General features: G+C 69.2%; 19 protein-coding genes. 11 read left to right on the top strand and 8 right to left on the bottom strand.

Annotation, left to right across the window (positions count from 1 at the left end; genetic code table 11):
* Positions 1-20: 20 nt before the first annotated feature.
* From H6900_13015 to H6900_13005, 3 genes are read left to right on the top strand one after another with little or no spacing between them, the layout of a single operon-like run.
* Positions 21-311 (top strand): sarcosine oxidase subunit delta, encoded by a 291-nt coding sequence (locus tag H6900_13015; GenBank protein ID MCC0074198.1) that lies wholly within the window; start codon positions 21-23, stop codon positions 309-311.
* Entirely contained in the window at positions 308-3,235 is a 2,928-nt protein-coding gene (locus H6900_13010) for a sarcosine oxidase subunit alpha family protein (GenBank protein ID MCC0074197.1), read from the top strand. Before H6900_13015 ends, H6900_13010 begins: the two co-directional genes overlap by 4 nt.
* Positions 3,228-3,740, top strand: coding sequence for a sarcosine oxidase subunit gamma (locus tag H6900_13005; protein MCC0074196.1), 513 nt, complete (start codon positions 3,228-3,230; stop codon positions 3,738-3,740). Before H6900_13010 ends, H6900_13005 begins: the two co-directional genes overlap by 8 nt.
* Here H6900_13005 and H6900_13000 read toward each other — a convergent pair.
* Positions 3,737-4,525 carry a DeoR/GlpR transcriptional regulator gene (locus tag H6900_13000; protein ID MCC0074195.1) on the bottom strand — a complete coding sequence of 263 codons (789 nt, stop codon included), beginning with the start codon at positions 4,523-4,525 and terminating at the stop codon, positions 3,737-3,739. The two genes, H6900_13005 and H6900_13000, sit on opposite strands and share 4 nt — an antisense overlap.
* Positions 4,526-4,691: 166 nt before the next feature.
* Between H6900_13000 and glpD the strand changes: the two genes are divergently transcribed.
* The 6 genes from glpD to H6900_12970 all read left to right on the top strand — a co-directional run bounded on the left by glpD (position 4,692) and on the right by H6900_12970 (position 8,791).
* A complete protein-coding gene (gene glpD, locus H6900_12995) occupies positions 4,692-6,239 on the top strand; it encodes a glycerol-3-phosphate dehydrogenase (GenBank protein MCC0074194.1) in 1,548 nt (515 codons plus the stop codon).
* Positions 6,240-6,351: 112 nt separating this feature from the next.
* A complete protein-coding gene (locus H6900_12990; GenBank protein ID MCC0074193.1) occupies positions 6,352-6,867 on the top strand; it encodes a peptidylprolyl isomerase in 516 nt (171 codons plus the stop codon).
* The gene (locus H6900_12985) at positions 6,854-7,435 is read left to right on the top strand and encodes a peptidylprolyl isomerase (protein MCC0074192.1); all 582 of its coding nucleotides are present in this window, start codon (positions 6,854-6,856) and stop codon (positions 7,433-7,435) included. Before H6900_12990 ends, H6900_12985 begins: the two co-directional genes overlap by 14 nt.
* 91 nt (positions 7,436-7,526) lie before the next feature.
* Positions 7,527-7,901: an NADH:ubiquinone oxidoreductase subunit NDUFA12 gene (locus tag H6900_12980; GenBank protein ID MCC0074191.1), complete on the top strand. Its 375-nt coding sequence runs from the start codon at positions 7,527-7,529 to the stop codon at positions 7,899-7,901.
* A 6-nt stretch (positions 7,902-7,907) separates the two neighbouring features.
* Positions 7,908-8,384 carry an outer membrane lipid asymmetry maintenance protein MlaD gene (locus tag H6900_12975; protein MCC0074190.1) on the top strand — a complete coding sequence of 159 codons (477 nt, stop codon included), beginning with the start codon at positions 7,908-7,910 and terminating at the stop codon, positions 8,382-8,384.
* Entirely contained in the window at positions 8,381-8,791 is a 411-nt protein-coding gene (locus H6900_12970) for a DUF2155 domain-containing protein (GenBank protein MCC0074189.1), read from the top strand. Before H6900_12975 ends, H6900_12970 begins: the two co-directional genes overlap by 4 nt.
* 25 nt (positions 8,792-8,816) lie before the next feature.
* Here H6900_12970 and H6900_12965 read toward each other — a convergent pair whose 3' ends face one another.
* Genes H6900_12965 through H6900_12955 form a run of 3 tightly spaced genes read right to left on the bottom strand, consistent with a single transcriptional unit; the run spans position 8,817 to position 13,150 of the window.
* Entirely contained in the window at positions 8,817-10,595 is a 1,779-nt protein-coding gene (locus tag H6900_12965) for an aminopeptidase P family protein (GenBank protein ID MCC0074188.1), read from the bottom strand.
* Positions 10,596-10,633: 38 nt separating this feature from the next.
* Positions 10,634-12,508 (bottom strand): cobaltochelatase subunit CobT, encoded by a 1,875-nt coding sequence (gene cobT / locus H6900_12960; protein ID MCC0074187.1) that lies wholly within the window; start codon positions 12,506-12,508, stop codon positions 10,634-10,636.
* Positions 12,509-12,565: 57 nt separating this feature from the next.
* Complete coding sequence (locus tag H6900_12955) at positions 12,566-13,150, bottom strand: hypothetical protein (protein ID MCC0074186.1); 585 nt, start codon at positions 13,148-13,150, stop codon at positions 12,566-12,568.
* A gap of 149 nt (positions 13,151-13,299) precedes the next feature.
* On the opposite strand from H6900_12955, the gene H6900_12950 reads away from it, so the two are divergent.
* Positions 13,300-13,908 (top strand): NAD(P)H-dependent oxidoreductase, encoded by a 609-nt coding sequence (locus H6900_12950; protein MCC0074185.1) that lies wholly within the window; start codon positions 13,300-13,302, stop codon positions 13,906-13,908.
* Positions 13,909-14,080: 172 nt separating this feature from the next.
* Here H6900_12950 and cobS read toward each other — a convergent pair whose 3' ends face one another.
* Entirely contained in the window at positions 14,081-15,055 is a 975-nt protein-coding gene (gene cobS, locus H6900_12945) for a cobaltochelatase subunit CobS (GenBank protein ID MCC0074184.1), read from the bottom strand.
* A 179-nt stretch (positions 15,056-15,234) separates the two neighbouring features.
* On the opposite strand from cobS, the gene H6900_12940 reads away from it, so the two are divergent.
* The gene (locus H6900_12940) at positions 15,235-16,206 is read left to right on the top strand and encodes a DUF808 domain-containing protein (protein MCC0074183.1); all 972 of its coding nucleotides are present in this window, start codon (positions 15,235-15,237) and stop codon (positions 16,204-16,206) included.
* Between the two features lie 8 nt (positions 16,207-16,214).
* Here the strand turns inward: H6900_12940 and H6900_12935 are convergent, their stop codons facing one another.
* From H6900_12935 to H6900_12925, 3 genes are all read right to left on the bottom strand, one after another.
* Positions 16,215-17,327 carry a CapA family protein gene (locus H6900_12935; protein MCC0074182.1) on the bottom strand — a complete coding sequence of 371 codons (1,113 nt, stop codon included), beginning with the start codon at positions 17,325-17,327 and terminating at the stop codon, positions 16,215-16,217.
* A 128-nt stretch (positions 17,328-17,455) separates the two neighbouring features.
* Positions 17,456-18,841 carry a glutamine synthetase gene (locus tag H6900_12930; GenBank protein ID MCC0074181.1) on the bottom strand — a complete coding sequence of 462 codons (1,386 nt, stop codon included), beginning with the start codon at positions 18,839-18,841 and terminating at the stop codon, positions 17,456-17,458.
* Positions 18,838-20,283: an aspartate aminotransferase family protein gene (locus H6900_12925; protein ID MCC0074180.1), complete on the bottom strand. Its 1,446-nt coding sequence runs from the start codon at positions 20,281-20,283 to the stop codon at positions 18,838-18,840. The genes H6900_12930 and H6900_12925 overlap by 4 nt, the downstream gene beginning before the upstream one ends.
* Positions 20,284-20,366: the final 83 nt, after the last annotated feature.

Here is a 20,366-nt window from a genome sequence, read left to right as displayed (position 1 = left end):
CCCGAAGGGAGACAGACCCGATGCGCATTCCCTGCCCGTGCTGCGGCCCCCGCGACCGGCGCGAGTTCACCTATTCCGGTGCCGCGGTGTTCCTGGACCGGCCCGCCGAGGATGCGGGCCTTGATGCCTGGGACGCCTATCTGCACCTGCGCGACAACCCGGCCGGCGAGACGCGCGACCTGTGGTATCACGACCCCTGCCAGACCTGGGTTCAGGTCACGCGCAACACCGTGACCCATGCCATCGTGTCGGCGCGGGCCGTGGCGTCGCGCGCCGCGCCCACCGTGGCCGGAACCGGGGCGCAATCATGAGCCAGTCGCATCGCATCCCCGGCAAGGGCCTGCTGATCGACCGCGCGCGGCCAGTGCGGTTTACCTTTGACGGGGTCGAGCATTCGGGATTTCACGGCGACACGCTGGCCTCGGCCCTGCTGGCGAACGGGCAGCGGCTGATGGCGCGGTCGTTCAAATATCACCGCCCGCGTGGCCCCATGACCGCCGGGTCCGAGGAACCCTCGGCCCTGGTCGAGGTGCTGGAAGGCTCGCAGCAGACCCCCAATGTTCGCGCCACCGTGCAAGAGATCCACGAGGGGCTGACCGCGCGCAGCCAGAACCGTCTGGGCAGCCTGCGCCACGATGCGCTGGCGGTGAACGACTGGCTCGCACCGTTCTTCAGCGCGGGATTCTATTACAAGACCTTCATGTGGCCGCGCGCCTTCTGGGAAAAGCTCTATGAACCCGCGATCCGGCGGGCTGCGGGCCTGGGCAGCCTGTCGGGGCATCACGATGTGTCGGTCTATGAAAAAGCCTGGGCGCACTGCGACCTGCTGGTGATCGGTGCGGGGCCTGCGGGGCTGATGGCGGCGCTGACCGCCGCGCGCGCCGGCGCCGACGTGATTCTGGCCGACGAGGACGTGCGGATGGGCGGGCGGCTTCTGTCCGACCAGCCCGTGGTCGGCGGAATGGCCGGACCCGACTGGGCCGCCGCGACGGTGGCGGAACTGGCGGCGATGCCCAATGTGCGGCTGATGACCCGCACCACCGTCACCGGCGCCTATGACGACGGCACCTTTGGCGCTCTGGAACGGGTGGGCCTGCATGTGGCGGCCCCGGGCGAGTTGCCGCGCGAATGCTTCTGGCGCATCGTCGCCCGGCGCGCGATCCTGGCCGCCGGCGCGCTGGAGCGCCCGATCGCGCACCCCGACAACGACCGCCCGGGGGTGATGCTGGCCTCGGGGCTGGTGTCGCATGTCGCGAAATGGGGCGTGAACCCGGGCAAGGTGGTGATCTTCTCGAACAACGACTCGGGCCTGGCGACGGCGCGGCACCTGACCGCCCAGGGGATCGAAGTCGCGGCCTATGTCGATCCTCGCGCGATCCCCGTGACCGAGGATTTCCCCGTCTATGCGCAGGCCAGCGTCACCGGCACACGCGGCCGCCACGGGTTGCGCGACGTCGCGGTGACGCATTCGGGCGGCACCTCGGTCATCGCGGCGCGGACGCTGGCGCTGGCCGGCGGCTGGAATCCGACGCTGCACCTGACCTGCCACATGAACGGCCGCCCCGACTGGGACGCGGACATCGCCGCCTTTGTGCCCCGGCCGGGGATGGTGCCCGGCCTCGGCGTCGCGGGCGCGGCGCGCGGGCGGTTTTCCACCGCCGCCTGTCTGGCCGATGGCGCCGAGGCCGCGGCCGAGGCGCTGCGCGACCTCAAGCTGCGCGCGAAGAAGACCCCCGTGCCCGAGGCCGAGGATACGCCCTATGCCATCGCGCCCCTGTGGGCGGTGGACGCGGGCGGGCGCGCCTGGCTGGACTTTGCCAACGACGTGACCACCAAGGACGTGCGGCTGGCGGCGCAGGAGGGCTATTCCAGCGTCGAGCACATGAAACGCTACACGACGCAGGGCATGGCGCCCGATCAGGGCAAGTCGTCGAACGTGGCGGCGCTGGCGGTGCTGGCCGACGCCACGGGGCAGGGGATTGCGGCGACCGGCACCACGACCTACCGCCCGCCCTTTGTCCCGGTGTCGATCGCGGCGATGGGCGCGGGCGGCCGGGGCGAGGGGTTTGCGCCGCGGCGGCTGATGACCTCGGACGCGAAATCGCGGGCGATGGGCGCGCCGATGATCGAGGCCGGGCTGTGGTATCGGCCCAGCTATTTCCCGCGCGCCGGAGAAGCCGACTGGCGCACCGCCTGTGACCGCGAGGTTCTTCAGGTCCGCGAGGCGGTCGGCACCTGCGACGTGTCCACGCTGGGCAAGATCGACGTGCAGGGCGCCGACGCCGCGCGGTTCCTCGATTTCGTCTATACCAACACCATGTCCACGCTGAAGCCGGGGCGCGTGCGCTACGGGCTGATGCTGCGCGAGGACGGGTTCGTCATGGATGACGGCACCTGCGCGCGACTGGCCGCGGATCATTTTCTGGTCACCACCACCACCGCCGCCGCCGGGCCGGTGATGCGGCACCTCGACTTCGTGCACCAGGCGTTCTGCGCCGATTGGGACGTGCGGATGATCTCGGTGACGGAATCCTGGGCGCAGTTCGCGTTGGCCGGGCCGAAAGCCCGCGCCGTGCTGGCCGCGCTGGGGATCGACGCCGATCTGCCGTTCATGGGCTGCACGGCGATCCGGCTGGGCGGGATCGGGGCGCGGTTGTTCCGCATCTCGTTCTCGGGCGAGGAAGGCTACGAGATCGCGGTGCCGACGCGCTATGGAGCCTCGCTGTTCGAGGCCTTGCTCAACGCGGTCCATGCCCAGGGCGGATGCGCCTATGGGATGGAGGCGCTGAACGTCCTGCGCGTCGAAAAGGGGTTCATCACCCACGCCGAGATCCACGGCCGGGTGACGGCCGACGACGTGGGGCTGGGAAAGATGGTCTCGGCCAAGAAGGACTGCATCGGCAAGGCGGCGGCGCAGCGCCCCGGCCTGACCGAACCCGGGCGCGAGCAGCTGGTGGGGCTGATGCCCGTCAACCAGGGCGAGGTGCTGAGCGCGGGCGCGCATCTCTACAACGAACGCGACCTGGCCACGCGCGAGAACAACCAGGGCTATGTCACCTCGGTCGCGCCCTCGCCGACGCTGGGGTGCTGGCTGGGGCTGGGCTTCGTCAAGGACGGTCGCAGCCGCCACGGGCAGGTGATCCGGCTGGACGACGGGTTGCGCGGCCACCGCGTGCTGGTCGAGATCTGCGACCCGGTGTTCTTCGATCCAGAGGGAGGGCGGATGCGTGGTTGACCTCATCGCCGACAAACCGTTTCAGGGCCTGCCGCTGAGCATCGGCCGGGCCACGGTCGAGGGGATGGACCCCGGGCCGGTGACGTCGATCCAGCCCTATCCGGGCCGCAGCCTGCCCTTCGCCTTTCCGGACCCCGGCGCGGTTCTGCCGCTGGGCGCAGGCCGCCTGGTCTGGGCCGGGCGCGAGACCGCCTTTCTGATGGGCGCCGAGGCGCCCGATCTGTCCGGGCTGGCGGCGCTTTGCGACCAGACCGACGGATGGGCCTGGGTGCGGCTGTCCGGTCCCGACGCCAAGGCGGTCCTGGCACGGCTCTGCCCGCTGGACCTGCGCGCGATGGGGGTCGGAACCTCGGCCCGGGCGACGCTGAACCACCTGCCGGCGGTCTTGATCCGCACCGCGCCCGACGCGGTCGAGATCGGCGTTTTCCGGTCGATGGCTGGCACGCTCGAACATGAGCTGAGCGCGGCGATGCGCGCGGTGGCGGCCCGCGCGGCGCTGCGCTAATCGCCCGGCGGCGGTTCGGCGACCGGCCCGCAGGTCACCACCCGCGTGCCCCAGCCCTCGCACGCGACGCGCAGGCGCTCGGGCAGGGGCCGGTCGATGAACAGGCTGTCCAGAACGGCCAGCGAATCAATGCGCGCGGGCGCGGTGCGGCCCAGTTTCGAATGATCGACCACCAGCCAGGCCTTGCGCGCCTGGGCGATCAGCGCGCGGCTGACGCCGACCTCGTGGATGTCATAATCCAGCATGTCGCCGTCTGCATCCAGCGCCGAACAGCCGATCACCGCGATATCGACCTTGAATTGGCGGATCGCGCCTTCGGTCAGGGGCCCGGTCAGCCCGCCGTCCGATCGCCTGAGCGTGCCGCCGGTCACAATCACCTGGCAGTCCGGGTTTTCGGCCAGAATGTTGGCGGTGTTCATGTTGTTGGTGACCACCATCAACCCGGCATGACGGCGCAATTCGCGCGCGACGGCCTCGGTCGTGGTGCCGATCGCCAGAAAGACCGACGCGCCTTGCGGAATCTCGGCGGCGCAGGCGCGGGCGATGGCGCGCTTTTCCTCGGCGTTCAGCGCGGCGCGTTCCTGATAGCCGATGTTCACCGTGCCCGAACGCAGGATCGCCCCGCCGTGGACGCGCTCGAGCTTGCCGGTATCGTCCAGTTCGGCCAGGTCGCGGCGGATCGTCTGCGCGGTGACGCCGAACCGCTGCGCCAGATCGTCCACGGTCACCCGACCTTCGGCGCGGGCAATGTCGAGGATCTCGGGAAGGCGGAAACCCTGGGCCATGATGTGGTCCTTTTTGTCCGATTGTGTTCACTGCGGACCCGCACCGCAAGTCAAAGCGCGGAATTTCGCGCGAAAACGCGGCGCGAGCCGCGGGGCGTCTTGCCGATTCCCGCGGAATTCGATTATAATCGCTCAGAAACGAAGATTTTCGCGCGCGCGGACTGCCATGACCCAAACCTCGAGCGATCCATTCGACCTTGTCGTCATCGGCGGGGGAATCAACGGCTGCGGCATCGCCCGGGACGCGGCCGGGCGCGGGCTCAAGGTGTTGCTGGCGGAAAAGGGCGATCTGGCCGGGGCGACGTCCTCGGCCTCGACCAAGCTGTTCCATGGCGGGTTGCGCTATCTGGAATATTTCGAGTTCCGCTTGGTGCGCGAGGCCCTGATCGAACGCGAGCGTCTGCTGACGGCGATGCCGCATATCGCCTGGCCGATGCGTTTCGTGCTGCCCTATCACAAGGGGATGCGCTTTGACGCCGAAACGCCGACCTCGCGGCTGCTGGGCTGGGTCATGCCCTGGATGCGGGGGCGCCGCCCGGCCTGGCTGATCCGGCTGGGGTTGTTCCTGTATGACCACCTGGGCGGGCGCAAGATCCTGCCCGGCACGTCGAAACTGGACCTGCGCCACGCCCCCGAAGGGGGGCCGCTGCGGGACGAATTCCGCCACGCCTATGAATACTCGGATTGTTGGGTGCAAGATTCGCGGCTGGTGGCGTTGAACGCCCGCGATGCGGCCGAACGCGGCGCCGAGATCCTGACCCGCACCGCCGTCACCGCCGCCCGGGTGGAAGACGGGCTTTGGACCGTCACCTTGGAAAACGGACGCAGCCTGCGGGCAAAGGCGCTGGTCAATGCCGCCGGCCCCTGGGTCAGCGCGGTTCTGCACCAGGTGCTGCACCGCGACCTGCGCGACCATGTGCGCCTGGTGCGCGGCTCGCATATCGTCGTGCCACGGCTCTATGCCCATGAAAAGGCGTATTTCTTTCAGGGGCGCGACGGGCGCATCATCTTTGCCATTCCCTACGAGCAGGACTTCACCCTGATCGGCACCACCGACGCCGACCATAGCGACCCCGACACCGCGCCACGCTGCACGGACAGCGAACGCGACTATCTGTGCGGCTTTGCCTCGGACTATTTCAAACGGCCCGTCCGGCCCGAGGATGTGGTCTGGACCTATTCGGGCGTGCGTCCGCTCTACGACGACGGCGCGCGCAGCGCCACGGCGGCGACGCGGGACTATGTGCTGACGCTGGACACGGGCGCAGGGGCGCCGGTGCTCAATGTCTTTGGCGGCAAGATCACCACCTACCGGCGGCTGGCGGAATCGGCGCTGGCCAAGCTGGGCGCGCATCTGCCGATGGGGCGCGACTGGACAGCGGGGGTGCCGCTGCCGGGCGGGGATTTCCCGGTCGATCAGGTGCCGTCGCTGGTCGCCGACCTGCGACAACGCCACCCGTTCCTCAGCCTGGGGCAGGCGTGGCGCCTGGTGCGCGGCTATGGCACCGACGCCGGTGCGATGCTCGCCGGCGCCACCGGGCCCGAGGACCTGGGCGCCTCCTTTGGCGCTGGCCTCTTCGCCCGCGAGGTGGACTGGCTCAGGACCCATGAATTCGCGCGAACGGCCGAGGACGTGCTGTGGCGGCGCACCCGGCTGGGCCTGCATCTGACGCCTGAACAAAGCGCCGCGGTCGATCGCTACCTGCACGCCTGACGGCGGTTCGCGGCCCACCCCGGGGCGTCCCGCACGCGAAAGTCACCGCTTTGCCGTTTTCCTTGGCGAAATCCCGCGCTAGGGTGCGCGCCAATCGACACAGGAGAGCGGCATGGCCGAGATCAAGGACCCCGAAAACACCATCCTCATCGAGCTGAAGACGGGCACCGTCGTCATCGAGCTGTTGGCCGATGTCGCGCCCGGTCATGCGCAGCGCATGAAGGACCTCGCGCGCGCGGGCGCTTATGACGGCGTGGTCTTCCACCGCGTCATCGACGGCTTCATGGCCCAGACCGGCGACGTGGCCAACGGCAACGCCACCAAGGACAGCTTCAACATCCGCCGCGCCGGCACGGGCGGGTCGGATCTGCCGGACCTCAAGGCCGAATTCTCGGGCATCCCGCACGACCGCGGCACGCTTGGCGCTGCGCGCTCGCAGAACCCGCATTCCGCGAATTCACAATTCTTCATCAATTTCAATGACAACCACTTTCTGAACCGGCAATACACGGTCTATGGCCGGGTGATTTCGGGGATGGAGCACGTCGATCAGATCGTGCGCGGCGAGCCGCCGGCGTCCCCGGACCGGATGATCAAGGTGACGGTGGCGGCCGATGCTCAGGCGTAACCTGCTGGCCGCGCTGGCGGCCCTGTTCCTCGCGCCGGTGGCCGCGTTGGCGAGCGATCCGCCCGCCGGCGCCCCGGTGCTGGAGATCGACGTCGCGGGTGTCGCCAACGGCACGATCCGCGTTGCCCTGCGCCCCGATCTGGCGCCGCAGCACGTCGCGCGCATCGTCGCCCTGGCCGAATCCGGCGCCTATGACAACGTGGTCTTCCACCGCGTCATCGACGGCTTCATGGCGCAGACCGGCGACGTGCAGTTCGGCCGCGCCGATGGCGACACCGCGCGCGCCGGCATGGGCGGGTCCGACCTGCCGGACCTGCCGGCCGAATTCTCGGCCGAGCCCTTCGATCGCGGGGTGATGGGCATGGCGCGGGCGCGCGATCCCAACTCGGCCAACAGCCAGTTCTTCCTGATGTTCGCCCCCGCGCCGCATCTGAACGGGCAATACACCGTCGTCGGACAGATCATCGACGGTTTCGACGTGCTCGACGCGATCAAGCGCGGCGAGGGGCCGAACGGGGCGGTGCTGGGCACCCCCGATGTGATGGCGCATGTCCGCGTGACCGAGTGACGGCAACGCCCCGCCGCCGCACCGCGGCGGGGCTTTATTTCCCCGGCAAACTGGGTCATATGTCGGGACAAAGACCAAGGGGACTCGGCCAATGAACCTGCTTCTTCGCATCCTGACCTGGTGGAACGGCCAGACGCTGGGCACGCAGCTCTATACCTGGCGCAAGGGCGTCAAGGTCGGAGAGGACGCGCAGGGCAACATCTTCTACCGGTCGCGCGACGGCAAACGCCGCTGGGTCATCTACAACGGCGAGATCGAGGCCAGCCGCATCGACACCGACTGGCACGGCTGGCTGCACCACACCTGGGACGAACCGCCGACCGCCCGTCCGCTGGCTCACAAGCCCTGGGAACTGCCCCACAATCCGAACCTGACCGGCACACCCGCCGCCTATGTCCCGCCGGGATCGCTGCGCCGCGCCGCGCCGGTGGAACGCCGCGACTACGAAGCCTGGCAGCCGGAATAAGGGCCGATGGCCTATCGCCCCTGGGAAATCCTGCTGGGCGCCGCGGTGCTGAGCGTCGCGGCCCTGTTTGTGGTGTTTGCGCTGCGCACCACGGGCACCGCGCTGACCCAGGCGCAGGGCTATCCGCTCTATGCGACCTTTCGGTCGGCCGAGGGGGTTCGCCCCGGGACCGAGGTGCGACTGGCCGGGGTCAAGATCGGCACCGTCACCGGCCTGTCGCTGGACCCGCAGAGCTTTCGCGCGCAACTGGCGATCGCGGTGACCCCGGGGCTGGAGCTGCCCGGCGATTCGACGATCCAGGTGGCGTCCGAGGGGCTTTTGGGGGGCACCTTCATCGAGGTTCTGCCAGGGGGGGGCCTGGAAAACCTGCGCCCTGGCGACACGTTCCAGGATACCCAGAGCGCGGTCAGCCTGATCACGCTGCTGTTGCGCGCCTTTACCGGGTCGGACGCCTCCGAGGCGCCCGAGGGGGCGGCGCCATGACGCGGCTCGCCCTGGCGCTGACGGCGCTTTTGCTGGCGCTGCCGGCGGGCGCCCAGCAGGTCAACTGGCAGGTCCTGGGCGAGGCCCTGCGCGACCAGCGGCCGAACGGCCCCGAGATGGCCTCGGGCACCGAGGCGGTGCTGCGCGGGCTCGACAAGATATCGGGCGAGGTGCAGGACATGACCCTTGCGGTTGGGGATACGCTGAGCTTTCACCACCTGACGGTGGCGTTGACCGGCTGCCGCTATCCTGCCGAAAACCCCAGTTCCGACGCCTATGCGTTTCTCGACATCACCGATTCGGTCAGCGCGGAACGCCTGTTCCATGGCTGGATGGTCGCCTCGAGCCCGGCCCTGAACGCGCTGGACCATCCGCGCTTTGACATCTGGGTTATGGCCTGCCACTGAGCGCGGCTGCGCAAGGGGCGGGCGCTCAGATCGGGGCGCAGGCCTGTGTCAGCCAGTCCCGGGCAAATTCGGACACCGCCGGCCCCAGCTCGGCCAGCACGCGCGCGTGATAGGCGTTGAGCCAGCGAACCTCGTCCGCGCTCAGCATCGCGCGTTCGATCAGCCGCGTGTCGATCGGGCACAGGGTGATGGTCTCGAAATCCAGCATGCGCCGGTCGTCGCCCAGCGGTGCGGCCTCGCGCACGACCAGCAGGTTCTCGATGCGGATGCCCCAGCCGCCAGCCCGGTAGTAGCCGGGCTCGTTCGACAGGATCATGCCGGGTTCCAGCGGCAGCATCGATACCCGCGACAGCCGCGCCGGCCCTTCGTGCACGCTGAGCGCGGCCCCCACGCCGTGCCCGGTGCCGTGGTCGTAGTCCAGCCCCGCCAGCCACAGCGGATAGCGCGCCAGCGCATCCAGATGGCCGCCCGAAACACCCCGGGGAAAGCGGGCGCGAGACATCGCGATCATGCCTTGCAGCACCCGGGTATAGGCGGCGCGGCGGTCCTGGGCCACGGGTCCGACGGGCAGGGTGCGGGTGATGTCGGTCGTGCCGTCCGGGTATTGCCCACCCGAATCGATCAGGAACAGGTCGCCGGGTTCCAGCACCCGGTTCGAGCCCTCGGTCACGCGGTAATGGTTGATCGCCGCGTTGGGCCCGGTCGAAGAGATGGAATCGAAGCTGAGGTCCAATAGCTGCCCGGTGGCGGCCCGGAACCCTTCCAGGGTCCGTGCCATGTCGATCTCGCTGAGCCCGTCCAGCGCGTGGGCGTCGAACCAGGCCAGGAATTCGACCATCGCCACGCCGTCTCGGCGGTGCGCGGCGCGCATTCCCTCCAGTTCGGCCGGGTTCTTTGTCGCCTTGGCCATCAGGCAGGGATCGGCGCCCGGCGCACCCTGCGCCAGCAGGGTCTGCACCGCGACGGGCGCGGTTTGCGGGTCAAAGCGCGTCACGCCGTTCAGCGCCTTGAGCGCATCGGCAAAGGCCTCGATCGGGTGGCGGGTAACGCCCTCGTCGCCCGGCAGCGCGGCGACCTTGGCCGCGTCGATGAACAGATCCAGCCGCGCGTCGTCGTGCAGGATCGCAAAGCCCTGCACGACCGGGTTGCGGATGATGTCCGAACCGCGCCAGTTCATCAGCCAGGCCAGGCTGTCGGCCAGGGTGATGACCGTCGCCGCCACCCCGGCGCGTTTCAGCCCCTGGGCCAGATCGGCGCGTTTCTCGGCCCCGGTGCGGCCCGCCAGCGACAGCGGGTGTTCGCGCACCAGCCCCCGCGCGGGCGGCGGCTGATCGGTCCAGACGGCATCCAGGGGGTTGGTGTCGAGCGCCCGCAAGGCGATCGTCGAACCCTTGAGCCCGGCCTCGATCCGGCCGATCTCGTCGGGGGTGTGCAGCCAGGGATCGTAGCCGATCACCGCCTGCTGGGGCGCGTGCTGGCGCAGCCAATCGGCGGCCGAGGTCTCGGGCCAGTCCACGGCGCGAAAGGTCCCGAGGTCGATCTGGTCGCGCACCTGCAACCGATAGCGCCCGTCGATGAAGACACCGGCCGTGTCGGGCAGCACCACACAGAACCCGGCCGATCCGGTGAACCCGGTCAGCCATTGCAGCCGCTCGTCATGGGGGCTGACGTATTCGCCCTGATGCGCGTCCGAGCGCGGCACCAGAAAACCCGTCAGCCCGCGCGCCTCGAGTTCGGCGCGCAGACGGGCCAGACGCGGAGGTCCCTGATCGGGCGAGGTTGCGGCGACATAGGTCTGGAACATGGGACCTCGAAAATTGCGCGGAACGGATCGGCCGGCGCTCAGCGCCCCATGACCGAGGCCATGCCCATCACCCGGGCGCGGGCGCGCGGGTCGGAATCGAACAGCGCGGCCAGTTGTTCGGTCATCGCACCGGCCAGTTGCTCGACATCGGTGATCGTCACGGCGCGCTCGTAATAGCGCGTCACGTCGTGGCCGATGCCGATCGCCAGCAATTCCACGGCCTTGCGCTTTTCGATCATGGCGATCACGTCGCGCAGGTGTTTTTCCAGGAAATTCGCGGCGTTGACGGACAAGGTGCTGTCATCGACCGGTGCGCCATCGGAAATCACCATCAGGATCTTGCGCTGCTCGCGCCGGGCCTGCATCCGCCGATGCGCCCATTCCAGCGCCTCGCCGTCGATGTTTTCCTTCAGCAGGCCCTCTTTCATCATCAGACCGAGGTTGTCCTTGACCCGCCGCCACGGGGCGTCGGCGCTCTTGTAGACGATATGGCGCAGATCGTTCAGGCGGCCGGGCGACTGCTTGCGCCCCTCGGCCAGCCATTTCTCGCGGCTCTGGCCGCCCTTCCAGGCGCGGGTGGTGAAGCCCAGGATCTCGACCTTGACCTGGCAGCGTTCCAGCGTGCGGGCCAGAACGTCGGCGCAGATCGCGGCGATGGAGATCGGTCGCCCGCGCATCGAGCCCGAGTTGTCCAGAAGCAGCGTGACCACCGTGTCGCGGAAATCGGTGTCCTTTTCCCACTTGAACGACAGGGGGGTGGTCGGGTTCGCCACCACGCGCGCCAGCCGCCCGGCATCGAGGATGCCTTCCTCCTTGTCGAATTCCCAACTGCGGTTCTGTTGCGCCTGAAGCCGGCGTTGCAGCTTGTTGGCGAGGCGCGACACGGCCCCTTTCAGGGGTTCGAGCTGTTGATCCAGGTAGGCGCGCAGCCGCTCCAGTTCGGCGGCCTCGGCCAGATCCTCGGCCGAGATCTCTTCGTCGAACTCGGTGGTGAAGACGGTATAGTTCGGGTCGGCGTCGGAATGCGGGGCGGGGGCGGGGGGCTCGGGCGGGGCCTCGGCCTGGGGCATGTCCGTTTCATCCGCCAACTCGTCGTCGGCCTGGTCGTCCATGACGGTTTCGGTCTGCGCCGATTCGTCCTGCGGGCCATCGTCGGACTGCTCGGATTCGTCTTGCTGCTGGTCGTCCTCGCCCTGGGAATCGGGGCTGTCGGGTGCCTCGTCGCTTTCCTCCTCGGCGCCCTCGGGATCGTCGCCCAGATCGTCGGGGTCGTCGCCCAACTGGTCGCCATAGCCCAGATCGGTGATGACCTGCCGCGCGAGCCTGGCGAATTGCGCCTGGTTGGCCAGCGCCGCGTCCAGGCCTTCCAGCGTGCCGCCGGCCTGTTCCTCGAAAAAGCCGCGCCACATGTCGGCGACCTGGTTCGCGCCCTTGGGCAGGGGGCGCCCCGAGGCCATCTCGCGGATCAGATAGCCGGCGGCGACGCTCAGCGGGGCCTCGGCCTGGCTGCGGATCTGGGCATAGCCCTTGCGGTCGGCCTCGTGGGCGATGCGCGCGTCGATGTTCGAGGCCGTGCCCGGCATGTGCCGCGCGCCCACCGCCTCGCAGCGGGCGGTTTCCATGGCCTCGTAGAGATCGCGCGCCATCTGGCCCTGAGGCAGGTAGCGGGCGTGAACCCCCTCGTTGTGGTAACGCCGCTTCATGGCGAACCCGTCCGCCGTGCCACGCGCCAGCAACACCTCGTCGCGGGTCATGCGCCGCGTCACCTGCGGCAGGCGCATCGCGTCGCGCGTCATGCCGGGCGGATCGACGGTGAAGCTGACCGCGACCTCGGTATCGTCGGCCAGGACCCGAGTCGCCTCGGTCAGGGCTTTCTTGAAGGGATCGGCGGGGTTGTCGGACGGTTTCTGCATGGGGATGTTATGCACCCGGGCCAAGGCTTGGGAAAGGGGCGAAATGCGCGCCGTGGTTCAGCGCATCAGCGCGTCGCAGGCCGGTGGCCAGTAGCCATCGGTCAGGGCGGCGAGTGGAAAGGCGGCCTCGCCGACGGGGCCCGCGCGGTGGACCTCGGGCGCTTCGTCGCCGGGGCCCAGCGTCAGGGTGAATCGGCCCGTCAACAGGTTCACCGAACAGCCGCCATAATGCGACAGGTCCAGCCGGTCATAAAAATCGTAGTCGAATCCGGCGACCATGTAGGTGCCGTTGCGAAACGCGACGGTGACGACTTGCGTCCACGGGGTGCGGCCAAAGCCGGTCTGCTGGGTCACGATGGCAAAGCTGGTGTCGCTGCGGGCCTCGAGGGTCGGCGCCGACCCGGCCAGGGGACCGGCGGAAACGCTGGCCGGCAGCGTGATGAGCGGGTGCAGCCCGTCCTCGGGCGCGCCCTGATAGAGCACGAGATCGGCCATACCGTCCGCCGCTCGCAGCAACAGAACGGCGTCAGCAGCGTCGTCGCCATTCCAGTCGCCCGACAGCGCGGCGATGGGGGCACCCGGCGGCTGGGTCTGCGCGACGGCGGCCGCGGGCACAAGGCAGAGCGGGAGAAGAAGGGTCAAGGCGCGCATACCACAGGCAAGCACGGCGCGGCGCGCGGGGCAAGACCCGCATGGGCGCACAGCGATTGTGCGGCGGCGTGGACATGACTTTTTGGCCCCCGGGATACAGGTTCCGGGCATCGAACCCGTCTGATCCAAGGATTGAAATCATGACCCGCAAACCCCGCATCGCCGTCATCCTCGGCTCGACCCGCGATTCGCGCTTTGGCGCGAAACCGGCCGAGTGGATCCTCGAAAAAGCCCAGGCCCGCGGCGACTGGGAGGTCGAGCTGGTGGACCTTAAGGACCACGACCTGCCGCTGTTCAACGAGGTGGCCTCGAACGCCTGGATGCCCTCGGCCGACGCGCGCGCGACCGCCTGGCAGGAAAAGATCGCCGCGTTCGACGGCTACATCTTCGTCGTCGCGGAATACAACCGCTCGATCACCGGGGCGCTGAAGAACGCGCTGGACCAGGCCTATGTGGACTGGAACCGCAAGGCCTTTGGCGTCGTCGGTTACGGTGCGCTGGGGGCCGCCCGCGCGGTCGAGCATCTGCGCACCATCGGCATCGAACTGCAAATGGTCTCGACCCGGTCGGGCGTGCATATCGCGGGCGCCGATTTCTTTGCCGTGCACCCGCTCGGGCAGCAGAACCAGCCGCTGAGCGCGATCGAAGCGACGGTCGGCGGATCGGCCAAGGCGATGCTGGACGAGCTGGACTGGTGGACCCGCGCGACGATGGCGGCCCGCGCCGAGGCCCGGACGAAAGCGGCCTGATCGGCCCCCGTGGCGGCCCTGAGACAGGGCCGCCCCACGCACCGGCGGGGTGCTACGGGCCGCAGGGCGCGTCCGGTTTGGTCGCAATGGGGCAGGGCGCAGCCGCCGGGAGGCCGAGGATCAAGGCCTCAACCGTCCGGGCTCATGCCATTTCCCGCGTCGGCCCGGGGCCTCAGCCCAGCGCGACCGAGGCCGCGCTCTCGGGCAGTTCCTCGCCGAAGCAACGCTGATAGAACTCGGCCACCGTCTGCCGTTCCAGTTCGTCGCACTTGTTCAGGAAAGTCAGCCGGAACGCATAGCCCACGTTGCGGAAGATGCGCGCGTTTTCGGCCCAGTTGATGACCGTGCGCGGGCTCATCACCGTGGAAAGCTGCCCCTTCATGAAGGCGGTCCGCGTCAGATCGGCCACGGTAACCATCTGGCTGATCTCTTGCCGGCCCTTCTGGGTGTTGTAATGGGGGTTCTTGGCCAGCACGATGTTCGTCTCGGCGTCGTGCGACAGGTAGTTCAGCGTCGCAACCAGGGACCAGCGGTCCATCTGCGCCTGGTTGATCTGCTGCGTGCCGTGATACAGGCCGGTGGTATCCCCCAGGCCCACGGTGTTCGCGGTCGCGAACAGTCGGAACGCCGGGTGCGGGGTGATGATCTCGTTCTGGTCCAGCAGCGTCAGCTTGCCGTCATGCTCCAGCACGCGCTGGATGACGAACATCACGTCGGCGCGCCCGGCGTCGTATTCGTCGAACACGATGGCGCAGGGGTTTCGCAGCGCCCAGGGCAGGATGCCTTCGTGGAATTCGGTCACCTGCTTGCCGTCGCGCAGCTTGATCGCGTCCTTGCCGATCAGGTCGATCCGGCTGATGTGGCTGTCCAGGTTCACGCGCACCGTCGGCCAGTTCAGCCGCGCCGCGACCTGTTCGATATGGGTCGATTTCCCGGTGCCGTGATAGCCCTGGATCATCACGCGGCGATTGTAGGCAAAGCCTGCCAGAATTGCCATCGTGGTGTCGGGGTCGAACTTGTAGGTCGGGTCCAGTTCGGGCACGCGGTCGGTTCGCTCGGCGAAGCCCTTCACCTTCATTTCGGTGTCGATACCAAAGAGTTCGCGGACATCGAGTTCCTCGGTGGGTTTCGCGTGGGTATCGAGCATGGTATCCGCCTTCGTGTTCCAAAGCGCGTCTTGCGCGCGTCAACCCCCGGTTTGTGGAGCATTCCGCCAGCGCGCGCAAGGGGGCCGGGCATCCCTGCGGCGTTTCTCGGCGGCCCTTTGGCTTGCAGCGCGCACTGGCCGCCGATACCCTTGACGCCGGACATTCACGGAGAGCTGCCATGAGCGGGCTGATCGCATTGCTGGACGACGTCGCGGGCATCGCCAAGGTCGCCGCCGCGCAGATCGACGACGTGGCGGCCCAGGCGGCCAAGGCCGGCGCCAAGGCGGCGGGCGCGGTGATCGACGACGCGGCCGTGACGCCCAAATACGTTCACGGTTTCTCGCCCGCGCGCGAATTGCCCATCGTCGGCAAGATTGCCCTGGGGTCGATCCGCAACAAGCTGCTGATCCTGTTGCCGCTGGCGCTGCTGCTGTCGAATTTCGCGCCGTGGCTGATCACACCCCTGCTGATGCTGGGAGGCTCGTATCTGTGTTTCGAAGGGGCGGAAAAGGTCTGGCACCTGTTCCGGCCCGGGACCGCCCATGCCGACGGCCATGTGACGGCCGCGGGCGATCCCGTGCATCTGGAACAGCAGAAGGTCGCCGGCGCGATCAAGACCGATTTCATCCTCTCGGCCGAGATCATGACGATCATCCTGGCCGCCCTGCCGCAAGATCAGCCGGTCTGGATCGAAGGCGGCGCGCTGGCGCTGGCGGCCGTCGGCATCACGGTGGTGGTCTACGGCGGCGTCGCGGTGATCGTCAAGGCGGACGACCTGGGCCTGTGGCTGGCGCGGGTCGGGCGGCTGTCGGCGACCCGGGCGCTGGGGCGCGGAATCGTCGCCGTGATGCCCGGCTTCCTGACAGCGCTCACGCTGGTCGGCACGGCGGCGATGATCTGGGTCGGCGGGTCGATCCTGGTGCATGGGCTGCACGAACTGGGCTGGCATCTGCCTGCCGAGTGGATCGCGCAGCGCGCCGAGACCGCCGCCACAGCCGTCAACCAGGCGGCAGGGTTGGTCCATTGGGCGGTCACCGCGTTCTTCGACGGTGTGCTGGGGCTGGCCTGGGGGCTCATGCTGATCCCCGTGGCGACCTGGGCCGTCGATCCCCTCCTGCGGCGGCTTGCGGGCGCGAAACCCGCGCATTGACCCCCGGTCTAGCGGCACGACAGCGACAGCGCGCGTCCCGGGATCAGCCGCGCCAGCAACGCCAGGCCGGCCTCTTGCCGTGGATCGCCGCTGCCGGGCCGGGGCAGCGTCAGCGAAGGGTCGGCGCCGGCGAATTCCATCTGCAACGGCACATAGCCCGCGCCGGCCACCACCGGCCCTTGGGCGCCGGCGCAAAGCGACAGCCAGGCCAGTTGCGCGGTCGCGCGCTCCAGCGGCGGCTGCGCGGCGATGAAGTTGCCGGTCGAATAGACCACCGGCACCAGGCCGCGCGGGCCGCGCAGGTCCTCCCAGGGTTGCGGCACATGCGGATGCGTGCCGACCACCGCCATCGCCCCCGCCGCCGCCAGATCGCGGGCGAGGGCTTGCTGCGCGCGGTCGGGCTCCAGCGCGTATTCCTGCCCCCAGTGCGGCAACACCAGAACGCCGGCGCCGCGCGCGGCCTCGGCCCGAACCAGGGCCAGCAAACCGGCGCGATCGTCGTAACACCGTGGAACCTGATGGCGGGGATCGGCCAGCCCGTTCGTGCCAAAACTGCACGCGACCAGTGCCAGCGGACCCACCGACGTGCGCAGCCGCAGCGCCCGCCAGGGCGCCTGGCCACCGGCCACCGTGCCGACATGCGCCAACCCGCCCGCGTCGAGCGCCCGCAAGGTTGCGTCCGCTCCCGCCGCGCCCCGGTCCATCGCGTGATTGTTCGCCGTCGTGACCACGTCCACGCCCGCCGCGCGCAAGGCGCGGATCAACACCGGATGATAGTTGAATCGCGGGTATTCGGTATAGACCACATCGTCGAACACCGGGCCCGGGTCCGCCACCCGCCGACCATCGCGCTGAAACCCGGGCGCGACCGGCCCCTCCAGATTGGCGATGGCCAGATCGGCGCCCCGCAGCGCCGGCTCGGCCGCCCCCCAAAGGCTCGCGAACCCCCGCGCATAGCCGCGCCACGCCAGGGCCCGATGCACCAGCACATCCCCGGCGATGGCGATGCTCACCCGCGCGCGCCCCACGCAACCGTTGAGCGCGGGCAGGTCCGCCGGGGCGCAGACCTGCGCCGCTGCGGGCGAAACCAGAAGCGAAAGGGCAAACACCAGGGCGCGCATGGACCCCAGGGGACCACGCGGCCCCCGCCGGGTCAACCCGGCCCCATCATCTTGTCCGAAATACGCACGGGGATTTTCAAGGGGGGCGTGCCCCCCTTGAAGCGGGGGTGCGGGGGCGGCAGCCCCCGCTACACCCGGTGCAGATAGAGATCGAAATCCACGTCCGGGATGGTCCGCGCCACGCGCGCGTATTCGGCGCCCTTCACGGCGGTAAAGGTGCGGTGCATCTCCGCGCCCAGCGCCTCTTTCAGGAACACCGAGTCTTGCGCCGCCTCGATCGCCGCGCGCCAGTCGCGGGGGATGTCGCCCGCGTCGGCCGCGTAGCCGTTGCCGGTGGTCTCGGGACCCGGGTCGATGCGCTCGATCAGGCCCTTGCGCATCCCCGCCAGCACCGTCGCCGCCACCAGATAGGGGTTCGCGTCCACGCCCGAGGGGCGGTGTTCGATCCGCCGCGCCCGCCGGTCGCCGGCCGGTATGCGCAGCGCGACCGATCGGTTGTTGACCCCCCAGGTGGGCGCGACCGGGGCATAGGATTGCGCCGCAAAGCGCCGCCAGGAATTCGCGTGCGGCGCAAAGACCAGCATCGATTCGCCCATCGTCCGTATCAGCCCGCCCAGCGCGTGGCGGATTGTCCCGCTCCAGTCCGCGCCCGGCGCCTCGGTGAACACATTGCGACCGGCGTCGTCGCGCAACGAGACGTGCAGATGCATCCCCGAGCCCGCGTAATCGGCGATCGGTTTCGCCATGAAACACGCCACCACCCCGTGGCGGCGCGCTTGCGCCCGTACGATCCGTTTCAGCCGCACCAGATCGTCGGCGGCGGTCAGGATGTCGTCGCGGTAATGCAGCGTCAGCTCGTATTGCCCCGGCGCGTATTCCGAAATCAGCGTCTCGGCGGTGATGCCGGCCTTGGAGGCGCCCGCATAGATATCGTCGAACAGCGGTTGCATGCCGATCAGCTGATCGACCGAATAGACCTCGGTCTTGGCCGAGAACCGTCCATCCAGCACGTCGCGGGCGGGCTGAACCCGGCCCAGTGCGTCGCGTTCGGGATCGAGCAGAAAGAACTCCAGCTCGAACGCGGCCGAGGGGTGCAGGCCCATTTCGGCCAGGGCGCGCACCTGCCGTGCCAGCGCGTGGCGCGGGTCCGACAGCATCGGCGTGCCATCGAGGTGGTATTGCCCCAGGAACATCTCGGCCCGCGCCGGGTCGGTGCCGTGCAGCGCCTTCAGGGTGCCGGGCACCGGCCAGGCCCGCAGATCGCCGTCGCCCGCGTCCCAGATCAGGCCGGTTTCGTGAACGTCCTCGCCGACGATATCCAGCCCCAGGATCGAGATCGGCAGATGCCGCCCGCTTTCAAAGACCGACATCAACTCGTGTCGCCGGATGATCTTGCCTCGTCCGATGCCGTTGGAATCATGCAGCAGGATGTCGATGGCCTCGACCGATGGATGGGCGTTCAGAAAGGCTTCGGCTTCGGCCTTGGTGGCGCCCGAGGGGCAGGTCTCGGTCATCGGGTCAACTCGGTCAGGATCTCGTCAAAGGCGGTCACGAGCCGGTCGATCTGACGCTTGCGCGTCACGGGCGAGACCAGCATCATATTGTGGAACGGCGCGATCAGGCAGCCCCGGTTCAGCAGGCCCAGATGCAGCGCGGCCTCGGCGTCGGGGGCATGGGCGGCGGCGGCCTCGGTGCCGTTGCGCAAGGGGCCGGGGGCGCAGATGAATTCGACCCGCGCGCCGACCCGGGCAATGTGCCAGTCCAGATCGTGCCGCGCCGTCGCCGCCGCAAGCCCTCGCGCCAGGCGTTCCGCGCCGGCGTCCATGCGGGCATGGGCCTCGGCGGTCATGACGGCGTCGAGCGTGGCTTCGAGCGCGGCCATTTGCAGCGGATTGCCCGACAACGTGGTGCCCATGCCCGAATGCCCCGGCGGGCGCGTCGCGTCGTAGCGCGCGAGGCGCTCGGCGACCGATGGCGCAAGACCCAGGATGGCCGCCGGAATGCCCCCGGCGACGCATTTGCCCAGCACGAACAGATCCGGGCTCAGGGAATGGCGCCGCATGTAGCCGCCCAGCCCGGTCGAGATCGTGTGTGTCTCGTCCAGGATCAGCAACGCGCCATACTGGCGGCTCAGGGTGCGCAGGCCGTCGTGGAACCCGGCCTGGGGCAGGACCATGCAGGAATTGGTCATCACCGGCTCGGTCAGGATCGCCGCGATCTCGTCGGTGGCCAGCGCCGCCTCGACGGCCTCGAGGTCGTTGAATTCGACCGCGACGGCGCCCAGCGACAAGTCAAAGACCTGACCGACCAGTCCCCGGCGCGCCATGGTCCGGCCGTGATCCAGGGTGACCATCGTGTCCTGCACCGTGCCATGATAGCAGCCGTTGAAGACCAGCACCTTGTCGCGGCCGGTGACCGCGCGGGCGATGCGCAGCGCCATGCGGTTCGCATCGGTCGCGGTGGTGGCGATCTGCCACAGGAACGGGCCGAACCGGTCTTGCAACAGCGCGCCGACACGCAGCGCGGCGCGGGTCGGCAGCATCGTCGTCAGGCCGCGCCGCGCCTGTTTGCGGATCGCGCGGGCGACGGGTTCGGGCGAATGGCCGAACATCGACCCCGTGTCGCCCAGGCAGAAATCGTCGATGTCGAATCCGTCGGCATCGGTCAGGCGGGCACCTTGCGCGCGGGTCACGACCAGCGGAAAGGGCGAGGGCCAGTCGCGCATCCAGTGCATCGGCACCCCGGCGAGCCAGGGCGCAGCGCCTTGATCGAGCAGCGCGCGGGTGCGCGGCCGGGCCCGGGCGAAACGCACGGCCTCGCGCGCGGCAAAGGCCGCGACTCGCTCGGGGTCGAGGGCGCGGCGCGCGGCTCCGGCCGGGGGGCGCGGAACGGTCAGGTCCGGGTGCGGAACAGGGGCCGGATCGAGGGCCGGGTCGGCGGTCAGGTCGGGGGGCATCGGAGGGTCCGGCGTTTCGAGAATTTGATCATATTCCCGAGGGGTGGCCTTGCCAATGGGGATTCGTCACGGCCCACGCCGGC

The sequence above is a fragment of the Rhodobacter sp. genome, assembly GCA_020637515.1.
Lineage (GTDB): Bacteria > Pseudomonadota > Alphaproteobacteria > Rhodobacterales > Rhodobacteraceae > Pararhodobacter.
The sequence above is the reverse complement of the archived record's forward strand: the minus strand, read 5'-3'. Positions and strand labels throughout refer to the sequence as shown.